The sequence below is a fragment of the Colwellia sp. BRX8-5 genome, assembly GCF_014077325.1.
Lineage (GTDB): Bacteria > Pseudomonadota > Gammaproteobacteria > Enterobacterales > Alteromonadaceae > Colwellia_A.
In genome coordinates, this window is the sequence record NZ_JACGVR010000008.1 from 109,469 (window position 1) to 130,503 (window position 21,035).

General features: G+C 37.7%; 19 protein-coding genes. 10 read left to right on the forward strand and 9 right to left on the reverse strand.

What is annotated here, in order from left to right:
* Positions 1-508: 508 nt before the first annotated feature.
* Positions 509-952: a ferric iron uptake transcriptional regulator gene (gene fur / locus H4J62_RS08120; RefSeq protein ID WP_070376273.1), complete on the reverse strand. Its 444-nt coding sequence runs from the start codon at positions 950-952 to the stop codon at positions 509-511.
* Between the two features lie 187 nt (positions 953-1,139).
* Between fur and H4J62_RS08125 the strand changes: the two genes are divergently transcribed.
* Entirely contained in the window at positions 1,140-1,607 is a 468-nt protein-coding gene (locus H4J62_RS08125) for a DUF4442 domain-containing protein (protein ID WP_182171757.1), read from the forward strand.
* 69 nt (positions 1,608-1,676) lie between these two features.
* On the opposite strand, the gene fldA is transcribed toward H4J62_RS08125, so the two are convergent.
* From fldA to H4J62_RS08145, 4 genes are all read right to left on the reverse strand, one after another.
* Positions 1,677-2,204, reverse strand: a complete 528-nt coding sequence (gene fldA, locus H4J62_RS08130; protein WP_070376275.1) for a flavodoxin FldA — start codon at positions 2,202-2,204, stop codon at positions 1,677-1,679.
* A 12-nt stretch (positions 2,205-2,216) separates the two neighbouring features.
* Positions 2,217-2,510, reverse strand: coding sequence for a LexA regulated protein (gene ybfE / locus H4J62_RS08135; protein ID WP_182217720.1), 294 nt, complete (start codon positions 2,508-2,510; stop codon positions 2,217-2,219).
* Positions 2,511-2,519: 9 nt separating this feature from the next.
* Entirely contained in the window at positions 2,520-2,741 is a 222-nt protein-coding gene (locus H4J62_RS08140; protein ID WP_070376277.1) for a DUF2788 domain-containing protein, read from the reverse strand.
* 168 nt (positions 2,742-2,909) lie between these two features.
* Positions 2,910-3,677: an alpha/beta fold hydrolase gene (locus H4J62_RS08145; protein WP_182217718.1), complete on the reverse strand. Its 768-nt coding sequence runs from the start codon at positions 3,675-3,677 to the stop codon at positions 2,910-2,912.
* Between the two features lie 159 nt (positions 3,678-3,836).
* Between H4J62_RS08145 and seqA the strand changes: the two genes are divergently transcribed.
* From seqA to H4J62_RS08175, 6 genes are all read left to right on the forward strand, one after another.
* Positions 3,837-4,424 carry a replication initiation negative regulator SeqA gene (seqA, locus tag H4J62_RS08150; RefSeq protein ID WP_182217716.1) on the forward strand — a complete coding sequence of 196 codons (588 nt, stop codon included), beginning with the start codon at positions 3,837-3,839 and terminating at the stop codon, positions 4,422-4,424.
* Positions 4,425-4,476: 52 nt separating this feature from the next.
* Complete coding sequence (gene pgm / locus H4J62_RS08155) at positions 4,477-6,132, forward strand: phosphoglucomutase (alpha-D-glucose-1,6-bisphosphate-dependent) (protein ID WP_182217714.1); 1,656 nt, start codon at positions 4,477-4,479, stop codon at positions 6,130-6,132.
* 237 nt (positions 6,133-6,369) lie between these two features.
* On the forward strand, positions 6,370-7,473 hold the full coding sequence (astE, locus tag H4J62_RS08160) for a succinylglutamate desuccinylase (RefSeq protein WP_182217713.1): 1,104 nt from the start codon (positions 6,370-6,372) through the stop codon (positions 7,471-7,473).
* Positions 7,474-7,716: 243 nt separating this feature from the next.
* Entirely contained in the window at positions 7,717-8,901 is a 1,185-nt protein-coding gene (locus H4J62_RS08165; protein ID WP_182217711.1) for a thiamine pyrophosphate-dependent dehydrogenase E1 component subunit alpha, read from the forward strand.
* Positions 8,901-9,878 carry an alpha-ketoacid dehydrogenase subunit beta gene (locus H4J62_RS08170; RefSeq protein WP_070376283.1) on the forward strand — a complete coding sequence of 326 codons (978 nt, stop codon included), beginning with the start codon at positions 8,901-8,903 and terminating at the stop codon, positions 9,876-9,878. Before H4J62_RS08165 ends, H4J62_RS08170 begins: the two co-directional genes overlap by 1 nt.
* Before the next feature lie 10 nt (positions 9,879-9,888).
* Positions 9,889-11,481, forward strand: coding sequence for a dihydrolipoyllysine-residue acetyltransferase (locus H4J62_RS08175; RefSeq protein ID WP_182217709.1), 1,593 nt, complete (start codon positions 9,889-9,891; stop codon positions 11,479-11,481).
* 81 nt (positions 11,482-11,562) lie between these two features.
* Here H4J62_RS08175 and H4J62_RS08180 read toward each other — a convergent pair whose 3' ends face one another.
* The gene (locus tag H4J62_RS08180) at positions 11,563-12,300 is read right to left on the reverse strand and encodes a hypothetical protein (RefSeq protein WP_182217707.1); all 738 of its coding nucleotides are present in this window, start codon (positions 12,298-12,300) and stop codon (positions 11,563-11,565) included.
* Between the two features lie 154 nt (positions 12,301-12,454).
* Between H4J62_RS08180 and H4J62_RS08185 the strand changes: the two genes are divergently transcribed.
* Together H4J62_RS08185 and H4J62_RS08190 are read left to right on the forward strand one after the other, a co-directional pair.
* Complete coding sequence (locus H4J62_RS08185; protein ID WP_182217705.1) at positions 12,455-14,296, forward strand: protein kinase domain-containing protein; 1,842 nt, start codon at positions 12,455-12,457, stop codon at positions 14,294-14,296.
* Position 14,297: 1 nt separating this feature from the next.
* Positions 14,298-14,672, forward strand: a complete 375-nt coding sequence (locus H4J62_RS08190) for a VOC family protein (RefSeq protein ID WP_182217703.1) — start codon at positions 14,298-14,300, stop codon at positions 14,670-14,672.
* A gap of 112 nt (positions 14,673-14,784) precedes the next feature.
* Here H4J62_RS08190 and H4J62_RS08195 read toward each other — a convergent pair whose 3' ends face one another.
* The 3 genes from H4J62_RS08195 to cmoA form a co-directional block, all read right to left on the reverse strand.
* Complete coding sequence (locus H4J62_RS08195) at positions 14,785-16,125, reverse strand: anti-phage deoxyguanosine triphosphatase (RefSeq protein ID WP_182217701.1); 1,341 nt, start codon at positions 16,123-16,125, stop codon at positions 14,785-14,787.
* Positions 16,126-16,246: 121 nt separating this feature from the next.
* Positions 16,247-17,209, reverse strand: coding sequence for a tRNA 5-methoxyuridine(34)/uridine 5-oxyacetic acid(34) synthase CmoB (gene cmoB, locus H4J62_RS08200; protein ID WP_182217699.1), 963 nt, complete (start codon positions 17,207-17,209; stop codon positions 16,247-16,249).
* Positions 17,210-17,217: 8 nt separating this feature from the next.
* Positions 17,218-17,952: a carboxy-S-adenosyl-L-methionine synthase CmoA gene (gene cmoA, locus H4J62_RS08205; RefSeq protein ID WP_182171727.1), complete on the reverse strand. Its 735-nt coding sequence runs from the start codon at positions 17,950-17,952 to the stop codon at positions 17,218-17,220.
* Positions 17,953-18,133: 181 nt separating this feature from the next.
* Between cmoA and H4J62_RS08210 the strand changes: the two genes are divergently transcribed.
* Complete coding sequence (locus tag H4J62_RS08210) at positions 18,134-20,980, forward strand: transporter substrate-binding domain-containing protein (protein WP_182217697.1); 2,847 nt, start codon at positions 18,134-18,136, stop codon at positions 20,978-20,980.
* Positions 20,981-21,035 lie beyond the last annotated feature (55 nt).

Consider the following 21,035-nt stretch of genomic DNA (forward strand, 5'->3'; position numbering starts at 1 on the left):
CAGTTGATAAAGGATTTACCCGCAAGGACACTAACATTTCCAACGGAATGGAAGGTAAATGGATTTACATGAATGGATGCAACAACAAGTGCTGAAGTTAACTTAATTTACTACGCTTATAATGAATGAAAATTTATGGATGAAACTAGCTGAGAAGGGATACTTAACACAGAGATAATACCTCTGCTTATACGGAGTCATTTAAAGGAATTAAATGAACAGTTAGTACTGAAATGGATGTTAATTAAGGATAGTAATAAAGTTTGAGTAAAGTGATATTACCCAAAAATAATTTCCGTATGATTTAGGAAATTTAAAAATTAGCAAATGGATTTGCAGCATTATAATTAGTAACGAAAAAAGCGACTTTTATGTCGCTTTTTCTTTGTCTAGAAAAAGATTATTTACACACCTAATTTATCTTAATACTTGTCGAAATTATATTGTTGTTCAGTAAAGAAAAAACCTGCTAAAAGCAGGTTTTATTAAGCGAAATTCATACTACAACTTAGCTATTAGATGTTCGGTATGAATCACAAGCTTCTTCATCTTCACACTCACCATATAAATATAAACTATGGTTTGTTAGCTTTATTTTATGTGATTTAGCAATATCTTCTTGGCGTTGTTCAATGACGTTATCTTCAAACTCAACTACTTTGCCACATTTTAAGCAAACAAGATGGTCGTGATGCTTTTTATGACTTAATTCGAAAACTGATTTACCGCCTTCAAAATGATGACGACTAACAATGCCCGCATCGTCAAATTGATTAAGTACACGGTAAACGGTAGCCAAGCCAATCTCTTCATTCTGCACTAATAATATTTTGTAAACATCTTCCGCACTAATATGCTGATTATTCGGATTTTGCAAAATAGTGAGAATTTTGATTCGCGGCAGGGTGATTTTTAATCCAGCTCTTTTTAGCTCTTCATTTTGGTCTGCCATTAACTTTAATTCTCTAATTCGGTAATTTAAACAAAATTATAGGGGGTTCTTCTGCTTGAGGGAAGCCTTAGTTGAAATGAATAGTAAATTCATTGGCTTTGATTTTCGAAATTTGTATAAACACCAATAGCTTTACTGGTACGATGAGCTGTATGAGCGAGTGATTATAGGATCAAAGGAGATTTAGATGTTAAGAAAAGCGTGGTTATTAAAATTACTGCTAAATATTTGGCCGCCATTTTTATTTACGGGTATCAAAGTTACAGAGCTATCTAGTGATTTTAGACAAGCCAAGGTGCGTTTAAAAATGCGAGCATGGAATAAAAATGCTTTAGGCACACATTTTGGAGGTTCACTATTCTCGATGACCGACCCTTTTTATGTGTTAATGATTTTAGCGCGTTTAGATAATCAATATTATGTCTGGGATAAATCAGCTGACATTGACTTTATCAGACCAGGGAAAGGCGAAGTAACAGCTGATTTTTACGTCAGTGATGATTTTATTAATGAGATTATTGAAAAAACCCGTCATGGTGAAAAATATCAACCCACGGTCAATGTTTATGTCAAAAATATTGATGGTGAGCTAGTGGCTAAACTAAATAGGCGTTTATATATACGTCAGAAGAATAAACCGACTTTATTGACCTAATTAGGTAAAAGTAAGACAAAAAAAAGCCTGTCGATACAGGCTTATTATTAGTGGCTTATAAGAAATAAATTAGTCTGCAAGTTCTGCTAAACACATTTCTTCAAATATTTGAGTAACCCACTTGTCAATTCTCGCTTCAGTTAATTCTGGCTGACGGTCTTCATCAATACATAAACCAATAAACGTTTTTTCATCAACTAAGGCTTTAGATGCTTCAAATTCATAACCTTCAGTTGACCAGTTACCAACAATAATTGCGCCTCTTGACTCGGCAATATCTTTTAAAGGTTCCATTGCGTCACAGAAGTATTCAGAATAATCCTCTTGATCACCTAAACCAAAAATAGCGACTAACTTATCGGTAAAGTCTACTTCTTCAAGCTCAGGTAAGAAGTCGTCCCAATCACATTGATTTTCGCCATAATACCAAGTTGGAATACCTAAAATGATTAAATCAAATTCAGCTATTTCTTCTTTTGTACTTTTTGCGATGTCTTTTACTTCAACTAATTTTTTGCCTAACTTTTTTTGAATAGTTTTGCTGACAGCTTCAGTATTGCCTGTATCACTACCGAAAAATAAACCTACAATTGCCATGGTATAAAACCCTTATTTACTAATATTTAATGCTGGTGTCGTCATTGAATTTTTCAATATCGACTCAATAAGTTCTCCGCGACTAACACCTTTAACTTTAGCTAAGTCGTCGAGTTGCTCAAACAAGTCTTGATGTATTTTAAACTCAACTCGTTTTAAGCCATTGTTTTTATCGCGTTTAACTTGATTGCGCTTGTTTATTTTTACTTGCACGCTACGCGAATGAGGATTTGTTTTTGGGCGCCCGGGACGCTTTTCATCACTAAACAAATCAATAGTGGTTAAATCACTTGCTTCTTTTGCCATTGTTAACTCTTACCCAACCCCTTGGCTTTCCCAAACCAGTTGAATAATGCCTTTGGCAATAAAGCCAGCACAACCTAAAAATAGAACCAAATAAACGACCATACGGCCCATTTTGGGAACATCATTTTTTGTCATTACATCATGGACTGATAAGCCAATGAAAATAAAGATAAAAGCAAAAAATAAATTCAAACCAATAGTTTCAATAAGTTCTAAGTTTTCAGCTAACATAATTCACCCTAAAAATTTCAGGCGCACTATAGCATAATCTAACGCTTAAACACATAATTTTTACCACAAATGACAAGGCAATTTGACGCTATTTTTTCAATCAATTAATTGTAGCAAACCTAAAAAGGTTATTTGATTCATTCGTTTTAAAGCGTTTATAAGTCGATATTAAAGGCTTAAATAGTCATTAACAATTTTGTTAAATACTGTCGTTTTCTCTGCATGTAACCAATGCCCCGTGCCTTGTATGATTTTGGCTCGACTATTTGGAAATAATGCTTGGATAATATCACGATGCGCTGCGGTTATATAATCAGAGTTACCACCTTTGATAAAAAGGGTTTCACCTTTAAAATCTTGTTTACCTTCATTTGCCGCCATTATTTGTCGATAACATTGCTGAATATTATCTAAATTGCATTTGAAATTGAATTTTCCATCTTTGGCCACTAAATTACGCAATAAAAACTGCCTAACGCCTATGTCATCAACGAATGCAGACAATTGCTTGTCTGCATCTTTTCTATTATTAATGTCTTCAAGCTTAATACTTTGTAAACCTTCAATAATTAGATTGTGGTGAGGTGGATAGGCAACAGGCGCGATATCAGCAACAATAAGCTTATCCACTTTTTCACTATGGTCTAGTGCAAGCTGCATGGCTATTTTACCGCCCATCGAATGTCCAAGGATATGGGCACGTTCAATATTAATTATTGCCATTAGATCGACAACGTCTTGGGCTAATTCTTGATAGCTCATTGAATTTTTGTGAAAAGATAAACCGTGATTTCTCACATCGATATTAGTTACTCGGTAATTATCTTTTAAACCTTTTGCCACCATATTGAGATTTTCTAAACTACCGAATAAGCCATGTATTAAAATAATATCGGCGCCGGAGCCTTGTTGTTGGTAATGTAAATTCTTAGTCATTGATAGCTCATCGAATGTATATACTTGCTTTAACCTTTATTGTCTTAGCTTTTATTGCACCATGCAATTATTTTGAGGCTTTATCGAGATATTGGCGCTGGAAAGTTTTCCTTAAGCTAAGTATAATCCTGCGCGAATAATAAAATTCTAGGGTAATTAATGAAAAACATTGAAATAGATGAAGAACTTTATCAACACATAGTGTCGAATACCCAATTTATTGGCGAAAGTGCTTCGTCAATCTTGCGTCGCTTACTGAGTTTAACGTTAGCTGAAGATGCGCTTGATGATCTTGTCGAAAGTGTTCAAGATGTTGAAGTCACCACTGACAACTTAGTGCCTGGCGTTGAAGAAAATATCGAAATGGAAGCCGTGATAGTTGAAGAAGTAATGGCAGAACCACCTAGTATTGATAATGTACTCAATTATATCAATAAAGAAGAGTTAGCCATGCAACGTGGTGCAGTTGGTCGATTTTTACTTATTCTTGCCGCTTTATATCGCGTGCACAGTGAAAGTTTTGCTGTTGTCTCTGAGATCCGCGGGCGAGACCGTCTATATTTTGCCAAAAGCAAAGATGAGCTTTCCGCCAGTGGTAGCAGTACCAAACCATTACAAATACCTGATAGTCCATTTTGGGTAATGACAAACTCGAACACTACCCGTAAAAAAATGATGTTAACGAAAGCATCGCTAATGTTAGGTTACACTAACGAAGATGCCGAAAATATTAGAGATCTTTTATAAGCCGTATAAAGTTGTCGACGATAATATTTAAATAAAAAATAAAGGGAATATCATGACTATTCATGCACACGCAGGAAAACCAGTTAGACCACAAGACCGTATCAATATTGGTAAATTAGTCAGTGATTATTTTTTATTAAGGCCAGACGTTGCTATTACCGCGCAAAGGGTAACTTTTGGTACCTCAGGTCATCGCGGTAATGCCAGTAAAACCAGCTTTAATGAGCAACATATTCTGGCTATTTGCCAGGCAGTTGCCGAACATCGCATTGAACAAGGATTGAAAGGGCCATTGTTTTTAGGTAAAGATACCCATGCCCTTTCAGAGCCCGCTTTTGCTAATGCGCTGTCGGTGTTAATTGCTAATAACATCCCGGTCGTTATTCAAGACGATGATGGTTTTACACCAACCCCGGTTATTTCTAGGCTCATTATTGCTCATAATAAATTATCGATAAATAAAGATAAGCAAGCCGATGGTTTAATTATTACCCCTTCTCACAATCCACCAACAGATGGCGGCATTAAATATAATCCAGCTCATGGCGGGCCAGCTGAAGGTGGTGTGACTAAAAAAATTGAACAACGAGCCAATGACTTAATTGCCGAAAAGCTCATCAATGTCAAACAAGTTAGCTACCAGCAAGCTTGTTCGTCCGCTTTATTATCAAAACAAGACTTTATTACTTTTTATGTTAACGAACTTGAACAAGTGGTTGACATGAAAGCTATTGCGAAAGCCGGTGTTAAAATTGGTGTTGATCCGCTTGGTGGTTCAGGGATTCATTACTGGCCAGTTATCGCAAAGAAATATCAGTTAAATCTTGAAGTTGTCAATCCTGTTGTTGATGCCAGTTTTGCTTTTATGCCACTTGATAAAGATGGCAAAATTCGCATGGATTGCTCATCTCCTTATGCCATGGCCGGACTCATTGCTTTAAAAGACAAGTTTGATATTGCTGTTGGCAATGATCCCGATTTTGATCGCCACGGTATCGTCACTCGCACGGGCGGGTTAATGAACCCTAATCATTACTTAGCCGTTGCTATATATTATTTGATGACTCATCGTGACTGGCCTAAAACCAGTAAAATTGGGAAAACGTTAGTGTCTAGTTCACTTATAGACCGTGTTGCTAACTATATTGACCGTCCTTTATCAGAAGTGCCGGTGGGCTTTAAATGGTTTGTCGATGGTCTCAGTGATGCTTCATATGCATTTGGTGGTGAAGAGAGTGCGGGTGCTGCTTTTTTATCTCGTGATGGTAGTTGCTGGACAACAGATAAAGACGGTTTTATTATGGCGTTACTGGCAGCAGAAATTCTTGCTGTTACCGGTAAAGACCCCTATCAACTATACCAAGAGCTTGCTGAAAAATTAGGTGAGCCTTGTTATGGCCGTGTTGAAGCCATTGCAAGTTTTGAACAAAAACAAGTGCTAACTTCATTAAGCGCTAACGACATTACGACTACGATGCTCGCTGGTGAAAAAATTAACCAAGTTTTATCACACGCACCTGGCAACAATGCCGCTATTGGTGGTGTGAAAGTTACGACTGACAATGGTTGGTTTGCTGCTCGTCCTTCAGGGACCGAAGATATTTATAAAATTTATGCCGAGAGTTTTATCGATCAAAAACACTTAGCCCTTATTATTACCGAAGCCCAAGTACTGGTAAGTGCTGCTTTTACTAAAGCCGGTTTATAGGTCGATAGTTAAGATAAAGGTATCAGAATTTTTACCCTGCTATAAATTGAAATAACATAATAATATGGGTTAGTGACCTAAATCATTAACCCATATTATATGCTAGCACTGCCAAACGTCGCTACTTCTCATCACTTTTCTTTATCGTCGCTTTAACTTTTATTGTGATCAAACCAAGCAATAATCTCTATTTTTTTGTACAATATAAGTAATTTTTATTGCCTTAGTGAATGTGGTTTGAATAAATTACAAGTAGTCTTACAAGAACAACAGCAAGCGTTACAATCTACGGGTGACTTTCTCGCCTTAACTCGTGCAAATGAGTGGTCAATAGCAGGACGTTTTTCCTTTCAAGTTAAACATCAAGAAAGTAATAGCGAAACAAACGTTACCGTACTTGATACCGGTCTTATTACTTTTGAACCCGTTGAACTGCAAACATCTAATAAAGACATTGTGCTCTCTAGTGCCGTGCACGGTAATGAAACCGCGCCAATTGAAATTTGTGCTGAGCTCATTAAAAAGCTTATTTTAGGAGAGCTTGCTTGTACCGAGCGTGTACTGTTTATTTTTGGCAACCCAGCTTCTATTAACATTTCTGAGCGTTTTATTGAAGAAAATATGAATCGTTTATTCTCTGGTGGCCATTCTGCTGATCAGGGACAGGGGGCGGGTTTAATTAATAAAGAACGCCACCGTGCTTTATTACTTGAAAATACCGTGCGAGATTTTTTCCAGCAAGGTCAAAGCTTATCCAGTAATAAAGAGAGAGAGCGTTGTCATTACGATTTACATACCGCCATTAGAGGCTCAAAAAACGATAAATTTGCGGTTTATCCTTTTCGACATGGTAAAGCTTGGAAAAAATCTCAACTTCAATTTATGCATGCGTGTGGGGTAAGTACTATTTTACTTTCGCATTCACCCACCACGACCTTTAGTTACTTTTCATCAAATGAATTTAATGCTGACGCTTTTACTGTGGAATTAGGCAAAGTGATGCCCTTTGGTGAAAATGACATGGCTAAATTCGTTCAAGTTAAAGAAACACTAACGCGTTTGATTTCAGGACAAGACTTGTTGCTAAAAGACTATGATGAAAATGACTTTAGTATTTATGAGATCTACCAAACCATTAATCGTCAGGGTGAAAACTTTGCTTTAAATTTTTCTGATAACGTTGAAAACTTTACTGACTTTCCAAAAGGTACCGTACTCGCAATAGATGATGGTAACGAGATCAAAACAGATAAAGTCGGGGAAGCAATTATCTTCCCTAATGCTAATGTTGTTATTGGGCAGCGAGCATTATTAACCGTTATTCCCACATCTATCGAATAATGGTCATGCTTATGTAAACTTTTATGGGCATATTGATGATATTGCCGTATGCCCAAAATTTTACTTAGCTCACACAACTTGTGTTTCAGTTTACGTAAAGGTAAAGTACGTTCGATTATTTACAGCAGCTCATTGCGCAAAACCCAAAAAGTACTAAAACTAAGTACACTTACATTAAGAATAATGGGTATAGCAAATCCTGCAATGAACATATTCCATAAGACAAGAAGAGAAGAGAAGGCTATGAACACTGACGTATATAAAGAAAGTCCGGTGGTACATCAACCCGCTTTTATTGATGGTCATTCAGTTGAAATTCCCATCCTCAAAGTATTACAACAAGACGGCACCGTATATGAAGGTGCTGAGCTTCCTGAAATTGATCAAGAATCAGCAACAAAAATTTATAAAACGTTAGCGTTTCACCGTGTACTCGATGAGAGAATGGTCGCATCGCAACGTCAAGGTCGTTTAAGCTTTTACATGACCGCACTTGGCGAAGAAGCCGCAAGTGTCGGTGGTGCTGCCGGTTTAAAACCTCAAGATATGATCATGGCGCAATATCGAGAGCAAGGTGCATTAATGTATCGTGGTTTCTCACTTGAAAACTTCATGAATCAAATGTTCAGTAATGAAAAGGATTTAGGCAAAGGTCGTCAAATGCCCATTCATTACGGCAGCCGTGAATTAAACTACATGACGATTTCATCGCCACTAGCTACTCAAATACCACAAGCGACCGGTTATGCATATGGCCAGAAGATACAAGGGCTTGACGCGGTAACAATTTGTTATTTCGGTGAAGGCGCTGCGTCAGAAGGTGACTTCCATGCGGGATTAAATATGGCAGCAGTACATCGTGCTCCTGTTATCTTTTTCTGTCGTAATAACGGCTACGCAATTTCAACACCTGCAGATGAGCAATACGCAGGTAATGGTATTGCTTCTCGTGGTGTGGGTTACGGAATTAAAACGATTCGAATCGACGGCAACGATATACTTGCGGTTTTAAAAGCGACACAAGATGCTCGTACTTATGCTTTAGCAGAAAACAAGCCAGTACTTATTGAAGCCATGTCTTATCGTTTAGGTGCACATTCTACATCAGATGATCCTTCTGGATATCGTACGCGTGAAGAAGAAGCTAAATGGCAAGCACATGATCCTATTCTTCGTATGAAAAATTGGATGTTAGCGAATAAGTGGTGGGATGAAGCACAAGAGACAACCTTGTTTGATAAATTACGTGAAGAAGTCTTAGCGGCAGTAAAAGTTGCTGAAAAAATTGATAAACCACCCGTTGAAGATTTAATCACTGATGTTTATGATGAACCACCAACGCTATTAAAAGCACAACTTGCCGAGCTGAAAGTACATATTAAAAAGTATCCAGAAGCCTACCCATTCACCGCGGGGAGAATTAAATAATGGCACAAATGAATTTATTACATGCAATTAATAACGCACTTGAAATTGCAATGACAGAAAATGAACGAGCTGTGTGTTTTGGTGAAGATGTTGGCCATTTTGGTGGTGTTTTTCGCGCAACCAGTGGCTTACAAGAAAAATTTGGTAAATTACGTTGTTTTAACACACCTCTAGTTGAACAAGGTGTTATTGGTTTTGCTAATGGTTTAGCAGCTCAAGGCAGTGTGCCTATCGCTGAAATTCAATTTGCTGATTATATTTTCCCTGCTTTCGATCAAATTGTTAATGAATCCGCAAAGTTTCGCTACCGCAGTGGTAATGAATTTGATGTGGGTAATTTAACGATACGTACACCATACGGTGGCGGTATCGCGGGAGGCTTATATCATAGCCAATCACCAGAAGCTTATTTTGCTCATACACCGGGCTTAAAAGTTGTTGTACCTCGTAACCCTTACCAAGCAAAAGGTTTATTGTTAGCGTCTATTCGCGATAAAAACCCGGTTATCTTTTTTGAACCTAAGCGTTTGTATCGTGCCTCTGTGGGCGAAGTGCCTTTAGAAGACTATCAATTACCCCTTGGCAAAGCTGAAATTGTTACGCCAGGTAGTGATATCACGTTATTAGCGTGGGGCGCACAAATGGAAATAATAGAGAAGGCGGCTGAAATGGCTGCAGCTGATGGTATTTCATGTGAAATCATAGATTTACGTACTATTTTACCATGGGATATTGAAACGGTTGTTAATTCTGTTACCAAAACAGGACGCTTAGTTGTTAGCCAAGAAGCGCCATTAACGGCGGGTTTTGCTAGTGAAATTGCAGCAACGATTCAAAAAGAGTGTTTCTTACACCTTGAGTCACCGATTGCACGCATCTGTGGTATGGATACACCTTACCCATTATCACTAGAAAAAGAATATGTTGCCGACCACTTAAAAGTGTACGAAGCCATTAAACACAGCATAAATTACTAAGGTTTTTGTCATGAGTATTGATTTTATTCTACCCGATATTGGTGAAGGTATCGTTGAATGTGAGCTAGTTGAATGGCTAGTTAAAGAAGGCGACGTTATTGTTGAAGATCAGCCCATTGCTGATGTGATGACAGATAAAGCGCTGGTACAAATTCCGGCGATGCATAATGGTACGGTTACTAAGCTTTATTACGCTCAGGGCGATATTGCCAAAGTACATCAGCCACTTTTTTCAATGACAACCGATCAAGAGCAGGCACCTTCGCCTGTGCAAGCAAGCCCAGTGGTTGCTGCGCCAAGTTCGCCAGTTGCTGAGCATTCAGTTGCGGCTTCGACTCATGGTGAGCCAACACTTGAACGTGAAGACTTTATCTTACCTGATATTGGTGAAGGTATTGTTGAGTGTGAACTCGTTGAATGGTTAGTTAAAGAAGGTGATGTGATTGTTGAAGATCAACCCATTGCTGATGTAATGACAGACAAAGCGCTAGTACAAATTCCAGCGATGCATAACGGTACTGTGACTAAGCTTTACTATGCTAAAGGTGAAATTGCGAAAGTACATGCGCCTTTATTTGAAATAGAAAAACTGGCGGCTAATGGCCATCAGAATGCAGTTGTCGCGGCAGAAACTCTTGAAACGCCAACGGTTTCTGCCGTTGAAAAAGTGGCTTTAACAACTATTGCAGCAGCTGTTGAGAAAAAGATTATTAACAGTAAAGCTGTTGCTAGCCCGGCGGTGCGCCGTGTAGCTCGCGAATTAAATGTTAATATTCATGAAATACCAGGCAGTGGCAAGAAAGGGCGTGTTTATAAAGAAGACGTTGTTTCTTTCACTAAAGCGCCAGTTATAAGCACTGAAAATGTAGCGCCAGTTGTTGCTGTGGCACAAAGTGGCGGTAAACGTGTTGAGCCTATTCGCGGTATTAAAGCGGCGATGGCAAAGGCTATGGTACGTTCAGTGTCAACGATTCCTCACTTTACTTATTGTGAAGAAATTGACATGACGAATCTAATGGCGTTACGCAGCGGTATGAAAGACGCTTATGCGAAACAAGATATTAAATTAACTATGATGCCGTTTTTCATGAAATCGATTTCTTTAGCATTAAAAGAATTCCCGATTGTAAATACGCAAGTTAATGATGATTGTACTGAAATTACTTATTTTGACGATCATAATATTGGTATGGCAGTTGACTCTAAAGTCGGCTTACTCGTCCCTAATGTTAAGCAAGTACAGAACAAATCTATTGTTGACGTTGCTAAAGATATCATGCGTTTAACTGACTCTGCCCGTGCAGGTCGTGTTGGTGCAGAAGATTTGAAGGGTGGAACTATTACCATTTCAAACATTGGCGCGATTGGCGGCACGGTTGCTACACCGATAATCAATAAACCTGAATCAGCGATTGTTGCGTTAGGTAAATTACAAAAATTACCACGCTTTAATGATAAAGGTGAAGTTGAAGCACGTTACATTATGCAAGTAAGTTGGTCTGGTGATCATCGTGTTATTGATGGCGGTTCAATTGCCCGTTTTTGTAACTTGTGGAAATCATTCTTAGAAGAGCCAAGCAATATGTTGATGCATATGTCTTAGTTTGACGCTTTTTGATATTAAAAAAAACCTGCTCATGCAGGTTTTTTTGTTTATGGTGGTATCGGTTCTCAAGGAGACGTTTTATTGAGTGAAGAAAGCATAGATAGAGAGTTCATTATCTTCATTTGACTTTGTTGACGTTGAAAATGATGAGAATTTCCACCATGTTTGTACCGATAAGTCTTTGATAATATTGTCCCAAGCATCTTCTTGTTTTTCAGTCACTAGAATTTCGCAATAGGGCTGTTTACAAATAACTGATATTAAATCTACGTTCATGCCATCATAGTGGGTTTGTACAAAGTCTGAAATATTGTTTTGCATATTATAACCCCAATCTAAATCGTCTTCTTTTTGATGAAAATCATAGATGTCATTTCTCGTTTTACCTCTAAAGGCACTCAGGAACAAATTGAACGGTTCAGGAGCGAGTTTTTCCATTTCTTCGTCGGTTGCTTCACTGCCATCAAATTCACTTAATTGATATTTCAATGATGACACTTTACGTTTAGATTTTTTATACTTGTCTTTTAATTGTTGATGCTCAGCTCTTAAATCAAGGTATTGCTGAGTCAACACTTCATCATTGTCAGCAATAGCAAGGGGTGCTGGCTTGTGATTGATGACTTGTGGTTGAGTTTGTACAAGGGGAGTCGCTTGCTCTTGTAGGTCTACTGTCTTTTTTAAGGTTGATGATGTTTCAACAGCTATTACCGCGGGCAACCTCGAATTATTTTGATGACTTCTTGTGGTCGACGAAATGCCATAACCGAGTGCTGCACCGATGGCCAAAAGTATCAGTGCTTTTAGTAAATTCATATAAATCCTTTTATCTATGTTTTATTATTTTTTAAAGATATTACCTCAATAGAATTATCTTTCAAGCGCTTAAATTTAAGCGGGAGCTTTGAGTTAACATCAAGTCACTTTAAAGATATACTTTTTAGCAGAGCAAGCATTGTTAGGAAATCACGTGCACGAAAATAAACTGCAACATTTTTATATTGCCGAAGAGCAATCGGTTTACTTATTAAACACTAAAGACGCTACTAAATTAAAAGTTTGGGTTGAATTATGTCAGCAGCAATTAAGTTTACTGGGCTATAAAAATATCGCCTTATTGGGAAAGGGCGCCTATGGGTTTGTGTTTAATGGTGATGATGACTTAGGGAATGCCTTTGTTTTCAAATTTTCACGAATGAATTTACCGCAACACGTACAAGACAGACTAGCAGAAGAAGCTGAAATTCAAGGAGAGCTATCGCATCGACGCATCCCTAAAGTTGTTAAATATTACAAAATTAAGCGCCAATCTATCGTGCATATGGAACGAGCGCCGGGCATCGATTTAGAAAAATATTCTCAACAGCATGGGCCGTTAGCGCCTGAACTTGTCGTTAATATCGCGATTCAACTCGCTGAAATTTTGCTTTATTTACGCAACCCTAAAAAACACAGCAAAGGGAAACCCTATGTTCATGGGGATATTAAACCCTCGAATGTTGTTTTTAATGAAAAAACGGGCAAGGTTTACTTAGTCGACTGGGGCTCTGCTGTTGTTGCGCAGCTAGATGCTACTGGGCAAAATACCGCGAATAGTGTCATGGACTTAATGAGTAGCGATTTGCAAAATACTAATGCGCGTTTAGGTGATGTTTACTTTATTGGTCAAGACCAAATAAGTGGCGCAATGTCTTCGCCACGCTTTGATGAGCAGGGGTTAGCGGCAACTATTTATGCGATTGCGTCAGGTCAATCGTGTCGATATGGTCATCAGGTTATTTCTCCGCTTTCATTGGGTTTACCAAAGTTACTGGCGAAAATTATTGATGCTATGCTCAGCGACGATCTAAAAACACGTAATAGCGCCGGTGATTACTTTTTTAAACAGTTACCTTATTTAAAACGCATGGTCATGGCCAAAAAGCATACGGCTTTCGATGCTAAATTACTTATTCCTGTTTGGTTAAAATCTAAAACAGACAAAATTTTTGATACTGTGGTTTACGGTTCGAGAAAATCTTTTTTAAGAGAGTCTACCGAGAGTGATGAGTTAAACGAGATTGATGATGCGCAACTAGAAAAATATTACAAAAACTTTTTGATGGGCATGGGCGATACCGAAAAAGCATTTATTGCCGCAGTTGGCCGGCTAGGTAATTTTCCTGTGGTTGGTGGTTTAGCGATACGTTGGCAGGCCGATGGTGTTTATATTGATTCTAATTTAACCTTGTTTGACCCTAATCTTAATGCTTCTTTTCAAAGTGCTGTCAATAATATGGTGCATCTCGCTCAAGGTATTCACCGCGTTGGTATGTTTAAGAGTTGTTTATTTAATGCCAGAAATACTTTGCATGTCGAAAGACAAAGTAGTGAGCACGACTTCATTGCTGAGTTGGGACAGGAGTTTTCATTTGAGATCAGTGATGTTGCTGAGGTAGATGATATTACACGTTTGCATTCATACTTTGAAGACGGTAAAGACCCCGATGAATACCTCTATCTACCCGATGAGATAATGGCTGTATTAGGACGTTTAAATCTAATTCATCATACTGGCTGCATTATTTTTGAAGTCTTGCCCACTCACTTAAAAATTCATAGTTATTTAATGTTACTTAACCATGAAAAAAAGCAAGAATTTGCCGAGTGTTTAGCTGAAATTATTACGCTATTACCAACAATTCAAGGTCAGGGAATATCAGGCTTTATGAAGTTACCCTATAAAGATACCCGATATTTTGAACATATAAGCACCTTGCCTGAAAAGTATTATCCAAGAAACCCAAAAATAATTGAATCAGTGGAGAAATAAAATGAGTGACAAAATAGGTGAAATGGCTTGGTTAGATTTAACGGTAGACAATGCCACTGAGGTGAAAGATTTTTACCAGCGCGTTATTGGTTGGCAAGTTGAAAACGTGGCGATGGGCGATCATAACGATTATGTCATGAAGAGTCCTGATAGCGGTGAAGCGATCAGTGGTATTTGTCATGCTAAAGGAGTGAATGCTAGTATGCCTGCGACATGGTTACCTTATTTTTTAGTTAAAGATATTCACGCTGCCGTTGCAAATGTTATCGAGCTTGGCGGCGAATTGCTCACTGAAATAAAGCAGGTAGGTAAAGATAAGCATGTGGTGATTAAAGATCCCGCAGGTGCTGTTTGTTCACTCTATCAGCAAGGTTGAATTAAGCTTTATCTATTACGCTAATTTTTATCAGTATCGACCGTTTTACTTTTAGCGCGCACAGTAAACAATGAAGCCGAGTCAATATCTAGCTTCATTTTTTTGCTTAGAGTTAGCGCTCACTTAGTGGGAATGAACCACTGGGCAGGAACAGTCGCTGATAAAGATGAGTAGCATAGTCATCCGTCATCCCTGAGACATAATCAGCAATTACTCGATGTTCGTTCAAGTTATGCGTTTTTGCATAAAGCCAACGCCGCTTGGTATGTTTAGGCAATAATCGAGTGGGATCACTGGCCAGTGCTTCAAATAACTCCATTACTATTTGTTGCCCACGATATTCGAGTTGTTGAATACTGGTTTGTTTAATAACAAATGAGAAGACAAAGTCTTTGAATATCTGTAGTGCCTTCGCGGCATTAACTGGTAGCTTAGCGTTGTAACGTAATAAGGGTTCAGTAAAGCTTATTGTCGAGTTTTCATTTAAATCAGCTAAATATATTTCGGTAATTAAATAATTGACTAAGCCGCCAATCGCTTCTTTTTGAATGTAGTGTTGTTCATTAAAAAGCTTTGCTGTTAAACGTTGACAATAATCTTTCAACCAAGGTTCATCGATTGCTTTAAGTTTAGTGATAACTTCTTGTTCAAAATCTTGCTGGCTGACTACACCTGTAACTATTGCGTCTTCTAGGTCATGAATACCGTAAGCTATATCGTCAGCGAGCTCCATAATTGAACAATCGAGTGATTTAAATATTGTTTTGTTATGTTTGTTTTTGGTTTTTTTTATTGATTGAAAAAGAGCGCGATCATCAGCAGATAATGGCGATAAAACCCAATCAAACATTTCAGTGTCATCATTATATAAGCCTTTGGCAGGATGCCAGTCAGCCGCTTTTAATTGTCTAAAACTGTGCGGAGCAACAGGTAAAGGTAATTGTGTTAACTCGGTTAATAGTTGTGGGTATTTTATTAAGCCTAATAATGTTCGGCGAGATAAATTCATCCCATAAAACTCACTAAAGGGCTCTAAGTGTGAAACAATGCGAAAAGTTTGCCCATTGCCTTCAAAGCCGCCATGGTTACGCATCATATAATTAAGAGCAACCTCACCACCGTGCCCAAATGGAGGGTGACCAATATCGTGGGCTAAACAAATAGATTCAATTAAGTTCTCATCATCAGGAAAAAGCTCAGCAGATAATTGTGCATGCTTGTTTCTTAATTGGGCACTAATTCCTGAGCCAATTTGCGCTGCCTCTAATGAATGGGTAAGACGTGTTCGATAGAAATCACTTTGTCCACTGCCCATCACTTGGGTTTTAGACTGTAAGCGACGAAAAGCAGCAGAATGGAGTATACGCGCACGATCACGCTGAAAAGGGCTACGGTGATCATTTAGACGTTTTGCAACACTAGCTAGTTTTCGCTGCGACCAAAGTTCGTTCATAGACACCCTTTTATCTTAATTGTGTTAAATTTTTTACCTATCATAATCACATACTTAAATAATAAAAGTCACTACCTAAATATACTCTGCAGATAATTAACAGACTACTTATCTCGACAACTTAAGTATTAGCAATAAAAATAGCACGTTTTGGCGCGGGGTAACCTTCTATTGTTTTACTGTTATCGTCAGGGTCAAGGAAATCAGCCAGTGACTCAGTATCTATCCAGTCAGTTTTTCGTTGTTCATCAAGTGCAGTGATATCGGTATTGACCACCCGTATATTTTTAAATCCACATCGCGAAAGCCATGCACACATCGCATCACAACTAGGTAAAAACCAGACATTACGCATTTTAGCATAGCGTTCGCCAGGCACTAAAACGGTATGTTCATCACCATCAACCACTAAAGTTTCTAGCACTAACTCGCCACCCTTTACTAACTGTGCTTTTAATTGGTAAAGAAAATCAATAGGAGAACGGCGATGGTATAAAACACCCATGGCAAATACGGTATCAAAGGCATTAAGCTCAGGTAATTGTTCTACACCTAACGGCAATAAGTTGACTTTAGGGTCATTAACAAAGTGCTGAATAGCATTAAATTGTGTAAAAAATAATTGTGTTGGGTCTATGCCAACAACAAATTTAGCTCCATCACCGCGCATACGCCATAAGTGATAGCCACTGCCACAACCAATATCTAAAACGTATTTATTGTTAAGTGGGCTAATATGCTCTTTTAAACGATCCCATTTGAAATCGGAGCGCCATTCAGTGTCTATATGCAAACCATGGATATGGTAAGGGCCTTTACGCCAGGGTTTAAATTTTTTCAGTAAATTTTCTAAACGCTTATATTCACCTTCAGTAATATCTTCTTTTTTACCGACTGTAACACCGTCACTGATATTAACGACTGATGGTGTCGTCTTTGGTAAAGCGGTTAAGGTTTTTTGCCAATGGGCAAACTCGCCATGCAATTGTTCTTTTTTCCATTGGCTAAGTTGCGCAGGAAGAGTGTTTAACCAATGGCTTAGGCGGTTTTGAGCTATTTCTTGATAAAATTTATTGAATGACATGAATAAAGTTACTTAATGGCGATGAGTGAAAAAAAGTTAAAACATTGGAACCAAGGCGTTTGATGGTTGAAACCAGCATTTTCTAAGCGTGCAATATGTTCGGGTAAGCTATCAATGCGCATAACTTTTTCAATAGCGGTACGTTTTTGGGCTATTTCTAGTTCGCTATAACCGTTGGCGCGTTTAAAGTCGAGATGCAAATCGACAAGTAGTTCATTACAGATCTTATCATCAGCTGATATTTTTTCTGATAATAACAATAAGCCACCAGGTTTTAAGCCCTTGGCTATTTTATCTATTAATGTCGAGCGTATTTCTGGCTCAATAAACTGTAAGGTGAAATTAAGTACTACCATTGAAGCGTTTTCAATCTCAATATCTAAAATATTCCCTTCAATAATTTCTACCGGTGTAGCACCTTTGAATGCACTAACATGCATTTTACAGCGCTCAACCATGGCAGAAGAATTATCAACACCTATAATTTTACAGTTTTTCGCGGTGATCGCTTTACGCATGGCTATCGTTGCGGCGCCGAGTGAGCATCCTAGGTCATACACATGACTATTGTCAGTGACAAAACGCTGACTTAAGCGGCCAATGGTATCAATAATGGTATTATAACCAGGTACAGAGCGGGAAATCATATCAGGAAAAACTTCGACAACATGTGCGTCAAAAGTAAAATCTTTAATTTGGCTTTGTTTTTTTGAAAAAATTAAATCGGGTTCTGATGGTTTCATTAGGCTGAACTTGTCTTGGTATTTAAATATCAATTTTGCGTTATTTTAACCCAAATTTATTGTCATAGGGTAGTATTGCGTACTTTTTAGTAGTTAAAGCTAAAATTTACCCTGCAACTTATGACGAATAAGGTCTATAATCGTTGTTATTTCATCCACTTTAACCATTAAGGAATTGCTGTTGCAACTCAATTATTTTGTTCGTTGTCTAATCTTACTGGTGATGTGTTTTGCTATAACAGTGCAAGCAAACAATGAACGTTTTGAAATCTCAGCAAAGCCACTCACAATAGCGATAAACAAAACCAGCTATCCTTATATGTTCCTCAATGACAAAGGACAGGCGGATGGCTTAATGCCCGATCTTTGGAAGCTATGGGCAGAGCGACAAGGTGTTAAAATTGAATTTATTACCACGGACTGGTTATCAACATTATCACAGGTTCAATCAGGTGAAGTTGACATTCATGGCGGAATGACTAAAACAGTAGAGCGCAGTAAAGAATTATTGCTTACACCGTCATTTTTCTATCACGATTTCTATTTTTATACCCATAGAGATTTTACTAATTTAACTGAAATTAGCCAATTGTCACCTTACATTATTGGTTCGGTTCGCGGGTCAAGTCATGCCGCAATCATTTTAGAAAAATATCCACACCTTAAATTACGTTTATACGAAAATCGCCATGTCTTATATCAAGCGGCATTAGCTAACGAAATAATGGTTTATACGGACGTTGAAAAACCTTCTAAACTTTTTAGTGAGTATTTTGAATTAAATAAACAATACCCACCTTACAAAAGAATTAGTTTCTATCAAGGTGAATATGTAGCCGCCACATCAATAGAGAATACGTTGTTAAAAGACTTTATCGTTGAAGGTTTTGATAAAATTACGGTTGCCGAAAAATCGCTAATAGAAAAAAAATGGTTAGGACGAGAGAAAAGTAGTAAAACATTGTTATTAAGCTTCCTAACACAAGCACCGCCTTATATGGCGGTGTCTCCTACGGGGCAACCGCAAGGTTTATTTATTGATTTATGGCGTTTATGGGCGAAAGAAAGTGGCATTGAAATTGAATTTATTGCTCAATCTCCATCACAAGAATTAGCGATGTTACAAGGCGGTGATGTCGATATACATATTGGTTATTCAGCCGAAAATTTTAATAATAAATTACAGATCGCTTCACAAATTTATGGTGTTGATGCTGGCGTGTTTGTTTCTACCCGAATTGATAATGTTTATTCATTGAAAGACTTACAAGGTAAAAGAATAGGTATTTTAGCGGGGACTACTTATGAAAACACCTTAACTAAGAGGTACCCTAATCTAAAAGTTCAGGTTTACCAGACAGCTAATGAACTTCTTCATCAGGCTGAATTAGGCAATGTTGATGCTATGGTCAGTGCTCAAGAATACCTAAATGCCCGTTTAATAGAAAGCAATTTACAATCTTCATTTTATCAATTAAAAAATGTTACTTTCCCAACACCAGTTTATTCCTTAGTAAAAAAGGGTAATGATAAATTGGTTGAATTGATTAACGAAGGCTTTAACAATATTCCTATTGAGCAACTTATTAGACTCGAGAGAAATTGGCTTATCGATAAAAATAACGGCTATTTTGTTCGCTCTGCTGAAAAAGTGAGCTTATCTCAGTCTGAACAATTATGGCTAGAACAAAATCAAAAAGTAAATGTTGGACTGGTTAAAAACTGGATGCCAATGGAATTTGTTAATGCAAAAGGCCAAGTAACAGGTATCAACCCCGATGTACTTAAGTTGATATCAGATCGCTCTGCTTTAGCGTTTGAATTTACATTTTTTGATAGCTGGAATGACTTATATCAAGGATTAGTCGAGGAAAAAATTGATATGCTTGCCAGTATTTCTGTGACGCAAGAGCGAAAGAAACAGGTTCTATTTACTCAACCTTATTGGAGTATGCCTTGGGTCATTTTACACCAACGTCAATTGGGCTCTCAACTGACACTTAACAGTTTTCATGGTAAAACATTAGCCGTTATTAAAGGCTACTATCTATCGTCTGCTATTAGAAAAGAACACCCATTAATATCGTTAAAACTCGTTGATACTCACAATGAGGGTCTACTTGCCGTTCAGCAAGGTAAGGTTGACGGTTTTATTTCTAATATAGCGTCGGCTTCTGAATTAATGAAACGAGAAAGTCTCAGTGTTTTAGATATGTCAGTGTTGGAAGAATTGCAAAGGGACAGCAGTCACTTTGCCATTAGACCCGATTGGCTTGAATTACAACAAATCATAAACAAAACCTTATTGACTATTTCTGAGAATGAAAAACAGAAAATTTATGACCGCTGGTTTGGAGTGAATATAGAAACAGGGTTTAATAAAGATGTTGTCATGCGAGTCTCAGCACAAATTGGTGTACTTATTCTCATTATTATTATTGCGATAATAATGTGGAATAGGCGCTTATATGGTGAAATAAAAACGCGTAAATTGCTTGAAGAAAAAATGAAACATATGGCGACCCATGATGAATTAACCGGGTTAGCCAACCGAGTATTGCTAAAAGACCGGATCAATACTGCCATTAGCTTCCATCAGCGCCAACAATTACAAATGGCCGTTTTATTTCTCGATCTTGATGGTTTTAAAACTATCAATGATACCCATGGCCATGATGTTGGCGATGAACTGTTAGTCAAAGTGGCTAATAAACTAAAAAGTTGTGTTCGACAGTCAGATACAGTTGTTCGTTTCGGTGGTGATGAATTTGTTCTACTGCTAACAGGTTTGCATCAAAAAAGTGAAGCCGCTTATATTGCCGACAAAGTATTAAAGCTGATGCAGCAGCCTTTTGAATTGTCGGTGGAACGGGTTAATATTGGTTGTAGTATTGGTATTGCTATGTATCCCGATGATGGCGTGACAGATAATGACCTGCTAAAAATTGCTGATACGTTAATGTATAGGGTTAAGGCAAATGGAAAAAATCATTATGTCTTTAACTCAGAGACATACGCAGCTAAATAAATAAAACCAAACTATTTTATCATCCGTAAAATATTTTTTAATCATTTTACGGTCA